General features: G+C 68.2%; 16 protein-coding genes and 1 pseudogene. 6 read left to right on the top strand and 11 right to left on the bottom strand.

What is annotated here, in order from left to right; genetic code table 11:
* The 4 genes from BLW84_RS37145 to BLW84_RS37130 form a co-directional block, all read right to left on the bottom strand.
* Positions 1–363 (bottom strand): WXG100 family type VII secretion target (locus tag BLW84_RS37145; RefSeq protein ID WP_143061232.1); only part of this gene is annotated, 363 nt, incomplete at its 3' end.
* 47 nt (positions 364–410) lie between these two features.
* Complete coding sequence (locus tag BLW84_RS37140) at positions 411–3,500, bottom strand: AAA family ATPase (protein WP_093275537.1); 3,090 nt, start codon at positions 3,498–3,500, stop codon at positions 411–413.
* Positions 3,485–4,393, bottom strand: coding sequence for a hypothetical protein (locus BLW84_RS37135; RefSeq protein WP_093275535.1), 909 nt, complete (start codon positions 4,391–4,393; stop codon positions 3,485–3,487). Before BLW84_RS37135 ends, BLW84_RS37140 begins: the two co-directional genes overlap by 16 nt.
* A 20-nt stretch (positions 4,394–4,413) precedes the next feature.
* Complete coding sequence (locus BLW84_RS37130) at positions 4,414–7,092, bottom strand: hypothetical protein (RefSeq protein ID WP_143061231.1); 2,679 nt, start codon at positions 7,090–7,092, stop codon at positions 4,414–4,416.
* A 173-nt stretch (positions 7,093–7,265) separates the two neighbouring features.
* Between BLW84_RS37130 and BLW84_RS37125 the strand changes: the two genes are divergently transcribed.
* Positions 7,266–7,517, top strand: a complete 252-nt coding sequence (locus BLW84_RS37125; RefSeq protein WP_093275530.1) for a Smr/MutS family protein — start codon at positions 7,266–7,268, stop codon at positions 7,515–7,517.
* Between the two features lie 185 nt (positions 7,518–7,702).
* On the opposite strand, the gene BLW84_RS37120 is transcribed toward BLW84_RS37125, so the two are convergent.
* The 4 genes and pseudogenes from BLW84_RS37120 to BLW84_RS48005 form a co-directional block, all read right to left on the bottom strand.
* Positions 7,703–8,032, bottom strand: a complete 330-nt coding sequence (locus tag BLW84_RS37120) for a thiamine pyrophosphate-dependent enzyme (protein ID WP_093275528.1) — start codon at positions 8,030–8,032, stop codon at positions 7,703–7,705.
* A 20-nt stretch (positions 8,033–8,052) separates the two neighbouring features.
* A pseudogene (locus tag BLW84_RS37115) lies at positions 8,053–8,196 on the bottom strand (pyridoxal-dependent decarboxylase); the annotation flags it as partial.
* 321 nt (positions 8,197–8,517) lie between these two features.
* On the bottom strand, positions 8,518–9,900 hold the full coding sequence (gad, locus tag BLW84_RS37110; protein ID WP_245761654.1) for a glutamate decarboxylase: 1,383 nt from the start codon (positions 9,898–9,900) through the stop codon (positions 8,518–8,520).
* Positions 9,901–10,142: 242 nt separating this feature from the next.
* Positions 10,143–10,400 (bottom strand): hypothetical protein, encoded by a 258-nt coding sequence (locus tag BLW84_RS48005; protein ID WP_177226895.1) that lies wholly within the window; start codon positions 10,398–10,400, stop codon positions 10,143–10,145.
* A 103-nt stretch (positions 10,401–10,503) separates the two neighbouring features.
* Between BLW84_RS48005 and BLW84_RS37100 the strand changes: the two genes are divergently transcribed.
* Together BLW84_RS37100 and BLW84_RS48000 are read left to right on the top strand one after the other, a co-directional pair.
* Positions 10,504–11,820, top strand: a complete 1,317-nt coding sequence (locus tag BLW84_RS37100; RefSeq protein ID WP_245761653.1) for a cytochrome P450 — start codon at positions 10,504–10,506, stop codon at positions 11,818–11,820.
* A gap of 488 nt (positions 11,821–12,308) precedes the next feature.
* Positions 12,309–12,458 (top strand): hypothetical protein, encoded by a 150-nt coding sequence (locus BLW84_RS48000; protein ID WP_177226894.1) that lies wholly within the window; start codon positions 12,309–12,311, stop codon positions 12,456–12,458.
* Here the strand turns inward: BLW84_RS48000 and BLW84_RS37090 are convergent, their stop codons facing one another.
* From BLW84_RS37090 to BLW84_RS37080, 3 genes are all read right to left on the bottom strand, one after another.
* Positions 12,459–12,965 carry a hypothetical protein gene (locus BLW84_RS37090; RefSeq protein ID WP_093275515.1) on the bottom strand — a complete coding sequence of 169 codons (507 nt, stop codon included), beginning with the start codon at positions 12,963–12,965 and terminating at the stop codon, positions 12,459–12,461.
* A gap of 214 nt (positions 12,966–13,179) precedes the next feature.
* On the bottom strand, positions 13,180–13,560 hold the full coding sequence (locus BLW84_RS37085; protein ID WP_093275514.1) for a DUF397 domain-containing protein: 381 nt from the start codon (positions 13,558–13,560) through the stop codon (positions 13,180–13,182).
* Positions 13,561–13,570: 10 nt separating this feature from the next.
* Positions 13,571–14,470, bottom strand: coding sequence for a helix-turn-helix domain-containing protein (locus BLW84_RS37080; RefSeq protein WP_093275512.1), 900 nt, complete (start codon positions 14,468–14,470; stop codon positions 13,571–13,573).
* 397 nt (positions 14,471–14,867) lie between these two features.
* On the opposite strand from BLW84_RS37080, the gene BLW84_RS37075 reads away from it, so the two are divergent.
* The 3 genes from BLW84_RS37075 to BLW84_RS37070 all read left to right on the top strand — a co-directional run bounded on the left by BLW84_RS37075 (position 14,868) and on the right by BLW84_RS37070 (position 16,382).
* Positions 14,868–15,107, top strand: a complete 240-nt coding sequence (locus tag BLW84_RS37075) for a hypothetical protein (RefSeq protein WP_093275509.1) — start codon at positions 14,868–14,870, stop codon at positions 15,105–15,107.
* A complete protein-coding gene (locus BLW84_RS47995; protein ID WP_218157621.1) occupies positions 15,104–15,268 on the top strand; it encodes a hypothetical protein in 165 nt (54 codons plus the stop codon). The genes BLW84_RS37075 and BLW84_RS47995 overlap by 4 nt, the downstream gene beginning before the upstream one ends.
* A 274-nt stretch (positions 15,269–15,542) precedes the next feature.
* A complete protein-coding gene (locus tag BLW84_RS37070; RefSeq protein WP_093275507.1) occupies positions 15,543–16,382 on the top strand; it encodes an arylamine N-acetyltransferase family protein in 840 nt (279 codons plus the stop codon).
* The last annotated feature ends 154 nt before the right edge of the window (positions 16,383–16,536 follow it).

Below are 16,536 nucleotides of genomic sequence, written 5' to 3'. Positions count from 1 at the left end.
CGCCAGCAACGCCAACTGAATCAACACCACCAGCTTAAGAAACTCCACCTCCATCGCGATCTGATCCAACGCATCAGCCATCGCATCAAAATGATCAGCCGCCGCATCCAAATAATTCGACGGCCCATCCACAAACGGCGCCATCCGCGCCGCAAACGCCCGCTCCGACGCCCCCGCAAAACCCGACGACCGAATCCCCTCCACCGCCGCCCGCGCATCCACCCGCAACCGCCGCAAACGCCCCGCATGCGACCGCCACACCGCCGCCAACTCCCGCACCTTATCCTCATTAACAGGCGGCGGCTCATCCCCCGTAAGCCAATAGCACAGCTGGCGCTCAAACTCACTGAACATGATCGCCATAACTGCCCCTCTAGCTCACCTATCCCCTAACCCAGCACTCGCGCCAACTACACCGACTGCTCACCAACCGGAACCGGCCCCGGAATATCCTGGGGATGCAGCACACACAAATCATCCAACGTCGGATTCACCAAACCCCGTGTCCGACGAGCATGCCGCGCAATCGCCACATCCAGAACCTGGCGAGCATAACGGCCATTACCGAAAGAACTCCCCCGCTGCACCGCCGCGAAATGCGCCCGCAACGCCGCGACGGACGGCCCAGTGCATTCGTAACCGGACTCGGCGGCGTGCTGGTTGAAGATGGTGACCAACTCGTCGGCGGTGTAGTCGGCGAAGCGCACCCGGTGCGAGAACCGCGAGGACAGACCGGGGTTGGCGGCGATGAACCCGCCCATCTCCTGCTCGTATCCGGCGGCGATCACCACCACCTCGTCACGGTGGTCCTCCATCAGCTTGACCAGCGTGTCGATCGCCTCCCGGCCGAAGTCCGGCCCACTGCCGCGACTGCCACCGGAAGAGAGCGTGTACGCCTCGTCGATGAACAGCACGCCGCCGCGGGCACGGTCGAACGCCTCGGTGGTCCGGCGCGCGGTGTGGCCGACGTACTCGCCGACCATGTCTGCCCGGGCGACCTCGATGACCTGCCCCTGCGCCAGCACGCCCATCGCGGACAGCAGCGATCCGTACAGCCGGGCAACGGTCGTCTTACCCGTGCCCGGAGGTCCGGCGAAGACCAGGTGCCTGCTCACCGGCGGCGACGGCAGCCCGGCCGCCTCCCGCTGCCGCGCGGACGCCAGCAGGTCGACCATCGCCGCGACCTCGGCCTTCACCTCGGCCAGCCCGACCAGGCTGCGCAGGGTGCCGAGCAGCTGCTCGACCCGTTCCTCGTCGATCTTGCCCGCGCCGGCACCCACGGCAGCTCCGGGCAGCGGCCCAAGATCCTCCGGCAGCAGCCGGGTCAGCTGGGCGGCGGTCACCGACCGGTCGTTGCCGAGCCGGTAGGCCTGCCGTCCGACCATCTCCTCGAACACCTTGCGCGCGGTGCGGCCGTTGCCGAAGGAGCTGTCGCGCGGCAACGCCGTGAAATACCCGTGCAGCGCGGAACGGGTCTCGAACTCCAGCTGGTAGTGGTGGTTCTGGCACATCCCTTCGACGATGGTGACCAGTTCGGACGAGGAGTAGTCGGCGAAGTCGATGGTGCGGGAGAACCGGGAGGACAAGCCCGGGTTCGCGGCCAGGAACTGCCGCATGTCGTTGGTGTACCCGGCGACGATCACCACCACGTCGTCACGGTGGTCTTCCATCAGCTTGACCAGCGTGTCGATCGCCTCCCGGCCGAAGTCCGGGCCACCGCCGCCACCGCCCTGGGACAGCGTGTAGGCCTCGTCGATGAACAGCACACCGCCGAGGGCCTTCTCGAAGACCTCCGCGGTCTTGAGCGCCGTGCCGCCGACCACGGCAGCCACCAGGTCGGGCCGGGCGCATTCGACCAGCTGCCCCTTCCGGATCACACCAAGGGCGGCCAGGATGCGACCGTAGAACCGCGCGACCGTCGTCTTGCCGGTACCAGGGGAGCCGGTGAACACCAAGTGCTGCGACATCGGCGGCGACGGCAGACCGGCCGCGGCGCGACGCTCGGCCATCTGGTGCAACCGGACCAGCGTCTCCACCTCGCGCTTCACGCCGTCCAGACCGACCAGGTCGTCCAGTTCGGCCAGCAGCTTGTCGAGTTCGTCGGCGTGGCGGGGTTCTCCGGTGTCCTGCGGCTTGTCTGATTCAACGGCCCTACCGGACTCCTCCTGGACCACCGACAGGCGCGGCTCGCGCGACTCACCCGGCTCGCCGCTGTCGTCGAAGATGACGCTGGATCCTTCGAACCGGGTGTCCTGGTCACCGTTGCCGTCGATGCGGCACCGCCGGATCTCCACCGGCTCGTCGCTGAACACCGCGACACCGTCACGAACGTTGTCGCGGACGGTGCAGGAAATCATCCCGCCGCCGGACTGCCCGTGCCATTCCGCGCCGGAGCCGCACTCGCGGAGTAAACCACCGTCCACGGCAAGCGTGGCCTCGCCGCGTGCGGACAACGCCGGGCCCGTCGTCCGCGTCACCTGGCAATCCGACACCGTGGCTTCGGCCTGGCCGTCCGCGACGACCCCGCCGGCCGCACCACCGGTGATGTCGCAGCCGGTGAGCTTCACGACGCCGTCGGCGCTTGCCGTCACCGCGTCGTGCCCGGCGTCGGTGAAGGTGCAGGCCGACAGGTGGGCCGTCGATCCGTCCAACACCTGCACCGAATGCCCGCCGGCCTTGGCGATTCCCACCCGCTCCAGCTCGACCGTGGCGTTCTGCATCGCCACCACGGCCTGCGCGTCGACGTCGCTGATCCGGCAGTCGCGCAGCACGGGCATCGATTCGGCCGCCGCGAGCAGCACCACGCCCCGCACGTCGGAGATGTCCGAGTCGTTCATCTTCAGCTGGCTGTGCTGTTCGACGACGATCGCGTTGTCGGCGATCTTGTCGATCCGGCAGCGTTGCAGCGTGCTCCGGCCGTTGTCGGCCACCAGCAGCGCGCTGTTCGCGTCGGTCACCACACAGTCCACCAACGTCGCCGTGCCGCCGGTACGAGACACCACGGCCGTACTCGAGATGGACGCGAGCGTGCATGCGTTCAGCTCGGCGCGGGCGTTGTCGTACACCAGCAGGCCCGCGCCGCCCGGGTTGCGCAGCTCGCATTCACGGGCCTTCAGCTCCGTGCGGCTCCGCGCCGCGACGGCGACCTCGGATTCAGCGGCCAGCACACACTCGTCGAGCTCAAGGACGCCGACCCGCAGATCCACCGCGATTTCCCCGTCGCGGTGCGCCAACTCGATGCCGGAAACCGCCGCGTGCTCGACATCGAGCCGCAGCACCGGATCGCCGGATGCCTCCACCCGCACCTGGCCGGGTGCTCCCGCACCGGAGATGGTGATGTCGCGATCCAGCACGATCGATTCCGCGTAGGTGCCGGGCCGCACCGAGATGACGTCGCCGTCCTTCGCCGCGGCGATCGCGTCGGTGATGGTGCGATAGCACTCCGGCTCACTGGGCGAAACCCCCAGCATCGACCGCGTGCCCGTCATTCTGCTCGCCATAGCGAGCCCTCCTCGTTTTCCGGGTTCAGCATCGAACACACGCGGTAGCGGTCCAGTGGGGTCATGCGGCTTGCTCGCCCGCTGGCCAACGCATGCGCGGCAAGCGCGGCGTCCGGCGCCAGCAGATGTCGGTCGAGGTAGTAGCGGGATGCGTCCGACCACACCCACACGCCGTCGGAGCGCAGGCCGGCGGGCACCGCACCGGCCGACCCGGAGACCAGGTCGGTCATCCGCAGATCGGTCTCCAGCACGATCTCGCCGCTGCTGAGGAAGTCCAGCAGCCGTTGCCGCTCAGTGGAGTCGACCACGAGCTCGTGCGCGGAATCGAACCACGGTCCCTCGTCGCCGGACGCGCCGTCGAACGTCCGCGCGACCTTCACCTCCGCCAGCGGCTCACGAGTCCAGAGCAGGACGGCAGAGCGCAGCGCGGTCTTGTGGTAGACGGGCAGGTCGGTGCCCGCCGCGAACACCTCGACGCGCGGATCGCTTTGGTGGCCGGCGACCCGTTGAACGGCCATGGTGACGGCCGGCAGATTCGCACCGTCGTCGGCCTGCACCAGGTAGACGCGGTCGACGCCGTCGCGCATCGTCGCCCAGCATGCCGCCGTGCCGTGCGCGGCCCGCACCGACGCCACGACGGCGCGGTCCGGCCCGTCCCAGGCCCCATCGGCATCCGGCGTGAACCGGTACTGCACCACGGGACGCCCTTCGAGCTGCGGCAGCAGCGCGCCGACCAGCTCGTTGAGCCGTTGCCGGTCGCCGCAGGCCAGCACCTCGCGGGCAACGGCCAGCCAGCCGTCCGGGGCGCGGCCTGCCAGCTCAAGGAGGCGTTCGTGCGGATCCAGATCGACGGTGAGCCACGGCGATTCGTACTCGTCGGCCAGGTCGTCCATACGGAGGATCATCCTTCCGGCTATGCGGCGTGCAACGGGCCGTACCACCGGTCGGACACCGGCTCGTCCAGCTCGGCGTCGGCGCGTTCCTTGGCCGCGGCACGAAGCCGGGCAAGGATTTCCTCGCCGTCGCTACCGTCCTCGGCGAACAAGATCCGGCGGACCGAGCCGCCCTCCACGCCCAGCACCTTGAGCCGGGTTTGACCTGGCAGCACCACATCGCCGGAGATGTCGACCTCGTCCGCACCGACGCTGCGTACCAGGCCGTCGAGACGACGGGCGGTGGAGACCCAGATCAGCGCCTCCGTCCCGCCCACCGACTGCGGCTGCGCCACCGGAGCCGCCACCACCGGCTCGCGCAACCGCACCACCGCGCCCGGCACCAGCAACGTGTCGTCGGGGATGCCCCGCACGACCACAGCACGCACCGTGGGGAGGCGACGCAGGCCGCTGGCGAGGCACACGTGGAAATCGGTGTCGTAATCGCCGCCCGGCTCCTCACCGAACACCTGCACCACGGCCAGCTCCGCCAGCATCGCGGCCTCCTCGCCCCGGCCGGCCCGCAGTCCCGGTCGTTCGGACAGCAGCTTGGTGACCGCGCGGGTGGCCACGTCGTACTTCGAGCCGAGGCTGGTGCGGACGTTCTTCCGTTGCTCGGGGGTGCTGCGTGCGTCCGCGGGCACCTCGACCGGTTCTCGCCGTGGCTGGCTCTGCGCCTGCTCCTCGACCGGCTCCTGGGTTGATGCCTGGGCGGGCTCCTGAGCCGGCTCCTTGACCGGCTGCTGAGCTGGTGTCGGCGAGGCCGCGGCTTCGGGTTCAGCTGGCGCGGCGACCGTCGCGGCATGTGCGGCTGGCGGGTCGGCGGGCGGTGTGTCCCGTGGCGCCCGTCCGGCCTTGGCGACCAGCGGCGGGAGCGACGCAGGCGGGTCAGCGGGCGGTTGCGGGCGCCGCGGCTCGGCCGCGGTCTCGGTCCGCTGTGGCAGGTCCACCGTGGTCATCGGCCTGTCACTCGGCGGCTCCGACGGAGCCCTAACCCCACGGTGGGCCGGTCCTGGTGGGAGAAGAACCGGCCCACCTTCGGGGATCTGGCCCGCTGCTGGCGGGCCAGACTCGACCGGCGGGGGTGTACCGGCCGAGGTCTTCGGGAGTACCGCAGGCTCCTGGCGGGACGAGTTGGTTGCTTCGGCCAGCGGCGGGCGTGCCACTCCCGGGGTGGCCGGAAGCTGCTGCGGCGGGCGTGCCGCTTCCGGGGTCACCGGAAGCTGCTGCGGCGGCGTGGTCGCCGACACCGTGGCGGGCGCGACCGGCGTGGCGGGCTTGCTGGGCTCCGCAGGCCCCGGAGCGCCGATCACACCGGGTGCTGCCGGGGGCCGGAAGTCCCTGACCGAACTGGCGACGATCGGCTCGGCCGGCAGCATCCGCCCGTCCGTCGTCACCACGATTCCCGCCACCCGCTTGTCGCGCGGCGCCTCGCGTACGGGGGGCGCAGCCACAGCGGGCGCCTGGGGTACCTGCGCGGGCTCCGCGCCCGGTGCCACACCGAGCCGGTTGACCGCCTCGGCGGCGTGCTGGGATGCGGGAACGACCCGCAGGTGCTCCCGGGCATCCTCCGGCAGGCCGTGGATCAGGCCGTCCAGCGCCGACAGCACCTCTGCGGGCACCGCGGAGTCAGCGGCCAGCACCAGGTCGGCGTGCGGCCCTGGCTCGGCCAGCCACTCCGGGCGCGGGGCCTGCGACTCCTGACGCACCAGCAGCCCGCGCGCCACGACGTCGACCCGCCACCCATCGGCCAGCCGATACGAACCAGGGGCGGCCAACGGCATCGCCGGGCCTGGCGCGACCCAACGGTCCAGCACCGGCCCACGCCCTGGCAGATACACACTTTCCACCGCGAACGGGCGCCACAACGGACGGCCCGATTCGTCGAGAAGCACCGGGCGCCCTTCAAGCGGAACACCGTGCGCCGCGCGCACCGGCACGCCAAGTTCATCAGCCACGGCACTGGCCACACCCCAGCCGCCGTACTCCGCCAGCACCGCACGCTCACGCACCTCGTCTGGCAGCGCGCGCAACACCGCGGCCACAGCCGCTGGTGACGGAGCTTGCTCGCCGGGAGCGCCGATGACGACGTACATCCGGTCGGGGTCCGGCGGTCGCGTGGACAGCTGGTCGTCGGGCCGCTCCGGGCTCCCCGGACCGCGAACCCACAGCCCGAGCGGAATCTGCGTGGCGCCTTCCGGCAACGGCATGGCCAGCGGGCGTTGCCATTCCGGGCTCGGCAGCCGTGGTCCGAGCGGGACACCCGGCCGCCCCGAACGGAAGGCGACCCACCCAGGGCCGGAGCCGGGCACGAACAGGCTCCCGTCCGCCAGGGTGCGCGGGACGCCGGCCGGCACGACGACCTCGACGCCGAGCCACTCCGACAATGTCCGTCCCGGCAATGGCGAGCCGTCCTCCGCCACCGACGACAGGCTCGGCGCGAGGATTCGCAGGTTGCGTGTGGTCGCCCCGGCGATGTCCGCCACCACCCACGGATCGAGCTGGGCCACCGCGGCCAGCGCCGACGCGCCGACCACCACCGTAGTGCGGCCGCGTTCCTGCGGTAGTGCCTCAGCGAGAGCGACAGCTTCGTCGTCAGTCTTCGAGCGGCTGACCACGAGAGCGTGCCGAATCCGCTCGACCTCGATCGGCGCGTCCACCGTGCCTCCCTTCACCGTCATGGACACGGCCACACAAAGCGCCAGGGTTCATCGCACCGCGAGCCCGCTGCTGGCTTTGCCCGAATGAACCCCCGACCGCCGTCGAAACGTGCTCGTAGCGTGGTGGTAGCGCACTGTCCTACCGTCCGTCACGTACTCAGGAGGAGTTCCTCATGGCCGACAAGATCACGGTCGATCTGCACCCGATCTTCCGTAGCGACCGCGACATCGATCAGGCGGTGCGCACCGTGATCTTCCGGGCCGCACGCGAGCGGATCCCGATGGCCGAGATCATCGTCGGAAAAGGGAAGGCAACGCTGCAGAACCGGGTCGTGAAGATGCTAGGTGCGGCGCATCTCAAGCGCCTTTACCGTTCCGTAGAGGTCGATCCGAACAACGACGGCCGGGTGCTGGTGCACTTCTGACGCCGGCGCGGTTGCGGTGCAGAGATCAGGACTGGGGCCCGCTCCACCCAGTCGCACTGGCCTGCTTTCAGCCGGTCGGGTGCGACTGCTTGGGACACGTGTCCCGACCGGCCGCGGGTTCACGAGCCGGGTTGGCCACAGCGGACGGGGTCCTCACCGCGTGGCGCGGACCCCGTCCACTGCGGTCAGTCCACGTCGAATTCCGGTCGGGTGTCCCTGGCGACGAGGATGTCGTCGTTGCTCGTGCCCGACGGCACCATCGGCCACACCAGCTCGTCGCCGCTGACGACGAAATCCACCAGCACGGGTCGGTCGGTGACCGCGTTCGCCCGCAGGATCGCATCCTCGACGCCGGCCGGGTCGTCGCACCGGAACGCGACGCACCCCAGCGACCGCGCCAGCCCGGCGTAGTCCGGGGTGCCCTGCCGGTACTCCGAGGCGCTGTGGTGCTTGTCCCAGAACAATGTCTGCCACTGCCGCACCATGCCCAGCACGCTGTTGTCGATCAGCGCCACGATCCTCTGGTGCGGGAGCGCCAGCGCATCAACATCGCCAGCCCGGCGAGCATGCACGCCTCGCTGGAGCCGCCGGTGGACGTGCCGACCGCGCTATCCGAGTCGGGAGCGTGCCACAGTTCGGCGAGCGCTGCGACGCACCGCTGCGCCAAGTCAGTCGTGCGCAATTAGAGCCCTGTTGTCCTTACGTATGCCCAAATACGCGGCGGAGGGGCCGTCCACCTCTCAGAATCCGCCGATGGTCGCCCTGGCAAGGCGGATGCAAGCGGCTGCGCCGCTTCCAAAGGTGCGGACGGCATTCGCCGACAGGCTTTTAGTTTTAGGGAACGTCCGGACCCTATAATTTGCCCAACCAGGTATCCCATAACGTTGCCCTTTCATACACGGACATTTGCCCTTCCTGGACTACAGGGAGGCCAGCCGCCGGAGCTCGCCACTGCGGTCGGCGATCTTGCCGACCGCCGTGGCGAAGCCGCGGTCGCGCCTCAGTCCCCTCCCTCGTCGAGCATTGGGGCGGCCTCCGAACCTCGCGGCAGCACATCGCAGCGTTGCCGAGGGCGCGATGCACCGTGGTAGGCGCGGAGCGCGGTGACGGCGTTGGTTATGTCGTCGGCGAGTCGGCGGGCGAGGATGTCGGAGAGATCATTGCGGCAGACCAGCCGCGCGACGGTGACGTTGGTCTGGTTGGGGGGCAATGTGTAGGCGGGCACCAGCCAGCCGCGTTGGCGGAGGCGGTCGGCGAGTTCGGTCACGGTGAAACTGGCGTGGTCGCCGGTGGTGAAGGCGACCACGGGCAGGTCGTCGCCGGAGGAGATCACCCGCAGGTCGTGGAATTGGTTGAGGTGGGCGGCCAATGCGCGGGCGAGGTCGCGACAGCGTTGCATGATAGCTCGGTAGCCTTCGGCGCCCAAGCGGAGGAACTGGTAGTACTGGGCGACGATCGGAGCGGCGGGTTGGGTGAAAGTGAGGGTCTGGGTGGATAGGCGCCCCCCGGTGTAGTCGATCGAGAATCCGAGCTCGACGGGCACCACGCTCGGGTCGCGCCATACCAGCCAACCCAGGCCCGGAGCGACCAGGCCGTACTTGTGCCCAGAGGTGTTGATCGAGTCCACTCGGGAAAGCCGGAAATCCCACACCAGTGCGGGATCGAGGAACGGCGCCACCAGCCCGCCCGAGGCCGCGTCGACGTGCACTGGCACGTCGACACCGTCGCGGGCACGCCGTTGGTCCAGCGCGGCGCACACCTGCTGTACCGGCTCGTAGGAGCCGTCGAAGGTGGTGCCCAGCACGGTGACCACGCCGATGGTATTCGTGTCACACAATTCGGCTGCGGTGTGCGGGTCGATGCCGAACCCGCCTTCTGCCACCGGGATTTGCCGCGCCTCGACGTCCCAGTAGGCGCAGAACTTGGACCAGCAGACGTGTACGGCGGCGCTCATGACCAGGTTCGGCCGCTCGCCTGATCCTCTGGCGCGGGAGCGCCAGCGCATCAACATCGCCAGCCCGGCGAGCATGCACGCCTCGCTGGAGCCGCCGGTGGACGTGCCGACCGCGCTATCCGGATCGGGAGCGTGCCACAGTTCGGCGAGCGCTGCGACGCACCGCTGCGCCAAGTCAGTCGTGCGCAATGGCTGCACGCCGTCGACGGTGTTGCTGTAGAGGAATTCGGCCATCAGCCGTTCGGCTTCCGGTTCCATCCCGGTGGTGATGAACGTTGCCAGATTCAACTGCGGCGGTACATCCGGGCGCAGTTCATCCCGCACCGCCCGATAGGCCGCATCGGCAGGCATCGACTCCTGGGGCAGACGCCACCCCGCAAGCCTTCCCGGAACCGTCTTCTGCACGGGGACCGCCGACAAGTCGACCACAGTCTCACCCCAACACGTCACAAGATCAACAAGGCATCAACATGCTCGGCCGCTACTCGTGCAACGGCACAAGTGTCCTTCGGGAGTCGCTTCACCAACCACCGGTTGCCGACGACGAACACCCTTGGCAACACCTGATGAGTCGACCGTAGCCACCGACCCACTCCCGCCTCGCCACATCCACCGATGAATTTCCCGACAGACCCAAGCGCGGATGTCTGGAAAGGCAGAGGTGTGTCGCTTCACTTGCTCGGCGTGAGCGCCGCATCCCGGTGATCTATAAACGGGACCGCGTACCCGAGGGTCTGGAGTACTTGGTTCTGGATGCGCTGGCGTAGGTCGGCTTCTTCGGGCGTCAGCGAATCGCCGGGGAGCCGGATGCGGACGAGTTTGGGTCTAATCGACAGGTCGTCGTCCCAGAAGGGCAAAAAGAAAAGGGCAAACGGGCAACCATTTGCCGCTCGGCAACAGCTCCACTGCACGATTGGCGTCGTGGACATATCTGCCAGGATGTCATGATGGCTACCCAGCGAGCTGCTGTCTGGACCCCCGCCACCGCTCCCGACGATCACCTGGTTCTGGAGCCAGCCAATGACTAGCTCAGTGACCGCGCCGACCGCCCCCGGCGCCCTGCCCCTGCTGGGCCACGCACTCGCGATGGCGCGCAATCCGCTCGGCTTTCTGACGTCTCTGCCCGCTGCCGGCGATCTGGTGCGGATCAGGCTCGGTCTGTGGAAGGCGTTCGTCGTGACCGACCCGGACCTGGTGCACCACCTGCTCGTGAACGACCGAATTTTCGATAAGGGTGGCCCGACCTTCGACAAGGCCCGTGAGGTGATGGGCAACGGCCTGGTCTCCTGTTCACATCAGGACCACCGACGGCAGCGTCGCCTGCTGCAGCCCGCGTTCCACCGCGATCGCCTGACCAACTACGCACGGATGATGCCCGAGCAGATCAGCGTGATGATCGACTCATGGCAGCAGGGCGACGTCATTGACGTGCGCGCCCAGATGCAGGCACTTACGAGCCGCATCGTGTCCAGAACCCTGTTTGTCGCCGACGTCGCCAGACCGGCGGCTGTCGCGCTGGAGGAGTCGCTCGACGACATCGTGCGTGGCGTGTTCCGCAACCTGGTCGTGCCGCCTCCGTTCAAGAATCTGCCCACCCCGCTAAACCTGCGCTTCCGACGCTCCAGGGCACGCGTCGCCGCGGCCGTCGACGCCTGCGTCACGGAGTACCGGCGGAGCGGCGTTGACCACGCCGACGTCCTGTCGGCGCTGCTCGCCGCCCGCGACGACAACGGCAGGGCGCTGGCGGAGTCCGAGATCCGGGACCAGGTCGTCACCCTGCTGTTGGGCGCGACCGAGACCAGTGCCACCACACTAAGCTGGGCACTGCACCTCCTGGCCGCCCACCCCGATGTGCTAGAACAAGTGCACGCCGAGACCGACGCGGTACTCGGCAGGCGAGTCGCGGAAGCCGAGGACCTCCCCGCTCTCGAGCTGACGAACCGCGTCATCACCGAAACCCTGCGCCTCTACCCGCCGGGGTGGATATTCACCAGAATCGTCACCGCCGACGCGGAACTAGCCGGCCAGCCGCTACCAGCGGGCACTATCGTGATCTACAGTCCCTACCTCATTCACCGTAGTCCGCGGTTGTACCCGGACCCCGACCGCTTCGATCCCGACCGATGGCTGCCCGGCCACGTCGCGAGGCCGCCCCGGACCGCCTACCTGCCCTTCGCTGCGGGGGCCCGCAGGTGCATCGGCGACACCTTCGGGCTGAACCAGGCGGTGCTCACGCTTGCTTCGGTCGCGGCCCGCTGGGAGCTCCGGCACACCACACGTGCCGTGCGGGCCGCTCCCAGCGCCGTCCTCGCCCCACGATCGCTGCGGATGCGTCTGAGTGCCCGTTAGCCAGGAAACCGTTGCTAGAGACTGAGCATGAGTTGTTCGGGCTCAGTCGCGTGCCCCGAACGGTGTTGGGCACGCTGGTTCCCCGCGTTCGCTCCGCGTCCGGCGCCGACGCATCGGGTGCGTGGTCCAGGATCATGGGGTCGGGGTTCGTCACACCCCGGGGCACCTGGTCGGGCCTGGACGGTCCGATGCCCGCACCCATCACTCTGGTGGGTACGGGGCGGTGCCGTCCGTCGCCGGACCGGGTATCCCTGGACCCGTCGTCCAATCGCCACGGCCGCAGCGTCGTGACGGCGCCGAGCGTCGTAGTGAATCCGGTAGGCCACCGCACGGTCGGCTTCGATGCGGTCGGCCCACTCCTGCCCGCGGTGCGCGAACCGCACCGGCAGGCGAGAACGTAGCGGCCGTGCCGGGCGTTGGCGTAGGCGGCCAACGGCGCGGGAAGTTTAATGCTCACCTCACCATCAGGGGTAACGCGGATCGTCTCGTTGCCGTACGGTTTCCCGCTCTCCCTCGATGCTGGCGGCGTCCTCGCGGAGTTCACCGGGGTGCTGGTGCACGACAGCTACGCCGGCTACACGCACCTCACCGCCGTGCACGCCTGGTACGGGGCCACCTCCTGCGGGACGTGCGACTGATCAGGTTTGGGGCCCGCTCCACCCAGTCGCACTGGCCTGCTGACCTTCGACATCGGCGACATCGGCGACCGCGCCCGCACCGCCTGGACCATCCCAGTCCGGTTGCGTCACCGGCCCGCCCGGGAACACGAGGTCAGACAGCGGTTCGACACTCTTCATCAGGGGTGTGCTCACTTCACCCACCCCGCAGGCGCCCGCGCCAGCGCAGTCTGGCCGGGACGAATCCGGACTCGACACCGACGGGCGCAAAGTTGGCAGACCATCGACCGGGTCCGACTCCATGCGATACCCAGCGACGACCTCGATCCCTCCATCGACCGGTTTGATGTCAACCTGACCGATGACGCCGTTGACGCCAATGTCCCGGCGCACGTGCTCGACGAAGTTGCGCACGTGCCGCACATGCTCGCTGCCGTTGGCGCGTTCCCACTCCCGGATCAGCTGCTCATCCTGGGCTTTCCGCTGCTCCATCCGCTCGAACTCGCTCCAGCTGCCGGGCTCGGTCACGGGGGTTCCTCCAACTGCCTTGTCGGTGCACGGACCTGTTGGCCAGCACACGTATGCCGAGCGGCATCCGGTTCAACCGATCCCGGGCGGGGCGTGAAAGTGCCGTTCACTCAGCCTGGAGCGACGCTCCGGCAGGTCAGGGGCCGTGAGTGCTTTGGGGTGCCATAGCGCCCCAAAACACGCACGGCTTTACACGACGGCGACAGCGGAAAACCTATGCGGCGTAGGCGATTGCGTCGAATTCGTGGTTGGCGATGCCGTCCTGGAACGCCAGCAGTTCGGCTTCGGTGAACACCAGCTCGACGGCTGCCCAGCCGCGCCGGCGGAACACGTGCATGCCGTCCGCGTCGCGGCGGGTGATCTCCAGGCACAGCCCCTCGGTCCGGCCTTCCCGAGCACCGGCTAAGAAGGCATCGAACTCCTCCGCGGTGAACACCAGCCGATGGTCATCCGGCGCGCCGAACACCGTCTTGTCGTCACGCACCTCGACCCAACCGTCCCGGCGGGCCACGCGCACACAACTCTTGTCGGGCTCGCTACGTGTTGCCTTGCGGAAATCCCGCTCGGCAAATTGCGGTCGTGGGACCGTGCTCATGTGGAACTCCCTAGCTGGTGGTGTTTTTCGCCTGCTCAGCGTAGTCGCGTGACACCGCCTTCATGAACTTCCGGCTCTCATCGAACCGCAGGGCCGCGTTCGTGATGCGCGCCCAGGCTGTCTCATGTGCGGCAAGCGCCTTCTTGTCGTCCAGGTAGCGGATCTCGCTTTGACCTTCCGCGTATGCGAGTTCGAGTGGTCCGGCCGCCCCTGGCGAAGGGACGCGAAGCAGGATGAAGCGGGTGCCGAGCGGAGACCGGCGGCCAGGCGGAGCTTGGAACGGCATCACCTGAATCATCACGTTCGGCCGGTTCGACAACTTGATCAGATACTCGATCTGCTGCTGCATCACGTCTGCTGGGGCCCACATGCGGCGCAAGCACGACTCACTCATGACGACCTGGATCGTGGGTGGCTCGGACTTGTCGAGAATGTCCTGGCGCGCGACTCGCGCCGCCACGCGGTCTTCGACGGTGACGCCATCGATCTCTGGTTGGTCCGCATGCATGGCGCGTGCGTAGGCTTCGGTCTGAAGCAGACCGGGCACGACCTCGACCTCAGACTGCCGGATCTGGTCCGCGTGCTTCTCCAGGTCGATCAGGAGTCGCAGATCCTCTGCGTACGCACGGTTGTGACCGGTTGACCAGAAGCCACGCTTGTGGTTGTCCCGGCGCAGCTCGCGCAACGTCTCCCGGTGGCCGTCATCGGTGAATCCGAGGCGCGTCGCCAGCAGATCCAGATCGCCAACGGAGATCGTCCCCATGCCGCTGATCAAGCCAGCGATACGGCTCTGACTGGACTCGATGATCTTCGCCGCGTCGGCTTGCGAGATGTCGGCGGTCTCGATCATGTGGGCGATTTCGCGCCCCAGCAAGAGCTTCCTGGCGGTACGCATCTTGGCCATCGGCATTGGGTGCTCTCCTGCGTCGTGCGGGCATTGTCCGAGCGAGCACCCCTCCTTTCCATCACGAAGGGTATCGCTCGGTGCTACCCGATCGGGCGGGTAGGCAAATAGTGATTATCACGATACCTTCATCGCATGAACATACGCGAGATGAGATTGAGGCCATGTGATGCAGAAGGTCCTTGCTGAGGCAGCGGATGCCAGGCGGAAGCTCGCCTGTACCAGCGACCTTCAGCACTCCTGAGACCTGCCCGGGCCGTCCGTGCCCCCTCCCGACGGGACGGACCGGGCATATGAGGCGGGCGGCGCTGCGTCGAGACCGAGCGGTGCCCCCGACACCGCGCCCCCCTCGGGCTCCGCGCGCCGCCCGCCACCCCTACAACCTCCGAACACTGGAGTTCTCATGTCCCAGCCCCAGACAGAGCAGCGCTACTTCTGGTTGCCAGTGCCAGACGAGTCCAGCACCTACGGCCTCGTGCGGCACGCTTTCGCCGGTAGCCGCCTGGACGCCGGCACAGCCGACGAAGCGTTCTGCGGCAACACCTTCGCCTTGGCCAATCCGTCCGAAATGGACTGGATTCACGCCCGGACATGCCCAGACTGCAACGCGCTGCTCAAAGAAATGAAGGGCTGGCCCCGGTGACCTCTCCCATGCGGTGGCCCGACGGCACCCCAGTCGACCCCGAACCCGACGACACCCCGACCACCGACAACCACGCCTGGCGATTCACCGAGCCGCCCGTCTGGGCCCGAATCGACCACGAGCTCAAAGACCGGATCATCCAGCGCCTTCGCGCGCTCTAAAAACCCGGCTCGATGCCGCGACCTCCCCGACTCGCGGCGGCATCGAGCCGCGCGGCCGGGCGGAGCGAACGTCCCCCGACACACCGCCCGGCCGCACCCCCAACGACGAGGACTACCCGTCCTACGGGTTGGAAGGCCGGGCTCGATCACTACCAGGCCTGGTCTTGCTGCGTCCCCGTCACTCTCGCGCCCCGCAGGGGGGCGACCAACAGAAGGTTCCCGTTCGCGCAACAGAAGGTTCCCGTTCGCGCCCGGAGGATCTTATACTCCCGCCGTGGACGTACTCGGCTACTTGGCACGACTCGGTCTCGAACGTGAACCGCCGAGCCTGGCGGCGTTGCAGAGGTTGCAGGCGGCACACGTCGAACGGGTGCCGTATGAGATGCTGGATCTCCAGTTCGGGCAGCCGCCCTCGCTGGATCCGTCGGCCTCAACAGCGCGAATACTGCAGGGCCGCGGTGGCGGCTGCTACCACCTCAATGGCGCCTTCTCCGCGCTGCTGCGCGAGCTCGGTTACCAGGTCACCCGCCATCTTGGCGGAGTGCAGCACAGCACGGAGGATCCGCCGAAAATCAGCCGGAATCACCTAGCGCTGACCGTCACCGGCCTGCCGGAAGCCCCCGAAGCGGCGTGGCTGGTGGACGCCGGGTTGGGAGACGGCTTCCATTTGCCGCTACGGCTGCGCGAAGGTTCGTATGACCAGGGCCGTTACACCTACCGGATCCGGCCGTCCGAGGTGGCACCGGGCGGCTGGCGGTTCGACCACGACCCGGCGGGAGCCTTTGTCGGTTTCGACGTTGCGCCCGGCGTCGCGAAGATGGCCGACTTCGCGGAAAAGTGGGTGTGGCTGTCGACAGCGCCGGAGTCGGGTTTTGTCCGCCTCTGCATGCTGATGCGCCGCGACGCGACAGGCGTCGACACTCTCAAGGCTTTGACCTTGAACCGCCACGGTGCCGAAGAAGTACTCGAAACCCCCGAAGCATGGTGGACGGCGGCAGGTGACGTGTTCGGGATCCAGCGGACCCTGTTCACCGGCGATGAGCGCGATCGACTGTGGCAGCGGCTCGTCGAGCAGCACGAGGGCCACGCGAGCGACGAAGTGATCAACGCCTAGTACCCGACGGTCAGGTACCAGTTCACGTCCTGGTGCTGCGGTTCCGGCACCGACTGCGGTCTTAGAGCCTGTCGGCGAATGCCGTCCGCGCCTGTGGAAGCGGCGCAGCCGCTTGCATCCACCTTGTCAAGACGACCATCGGCGGGTTCTGAGA

The organism is Saccharopolyspora shandongensis (genome assembly GCF_900106995.1).
Classification (GTDB): domain Bacteria; phylum Actinomycetota; class Actinomycetes; order Mycobacteriales; family Pseudonocardiaceae; genus Saccharopolyspora; species Saccharopolyspora shandongensis.
Note: the sequence above shows the minus strand (reverse complement) of the source record. Positions and strands in the feature narration are given on the sequence as shown.

Excerpts from the sequence above, each read along its gene's own strand:
- BLW84_RS37140 (WP_093275537.1), bottom strand. The coding sequence starts at position 3,500 with ATGGCGAGCAGAATGACGGGCACGCGGTCGATGCTGGGGGTTTCGCCC.
- BLW84_RS37135 (WP_093275535.1), bottom strand. The coding sequence starts at position 4,393 with ATGGACGACCTGGCCGACGAGTACGAATCGCCGTGGCTCACCGTCGAT.
- BLW84_RS37125 (WP_093275530.1), top strand. The coding sequence starts at position 7,266 with ATGGCCGACAAGATCACGGTCGATCTGCACCCGATCTTCCGTAGCGAC.
- BLW84_RS48005 (WP_177226895.1), bottom strand. The coding sequence starts at position 10,400 with ATGTCCACGACGCCAATCGTGCAGTGGAGCTGTTGCCGAGCGGCAAAT.
- BLW84_RS37085 (WP_093275514.1), bottom strand. The coding sequence starts at position 13,560 with ATGAGCACGGTCCCACGACCGCAATTTGCCGAGCGGGATTTCCGCAAG.
- BLW84_RS37080 (WP_093275512.1), bottom strand. The coding sequence starts at position 14,470 with ATGCCGATGGCCAAGATGCGTACCGCCAGGAAGCTCTTGCTGGGGCGC.
- BLW84_RS37075 (WP_093275509.1), top strand. The coding sequence starts at position 14,868 with ATGTCCCAGCCCCAGACAGAGCAGCGCTACTTCTGGTTGCCAGTGCCA.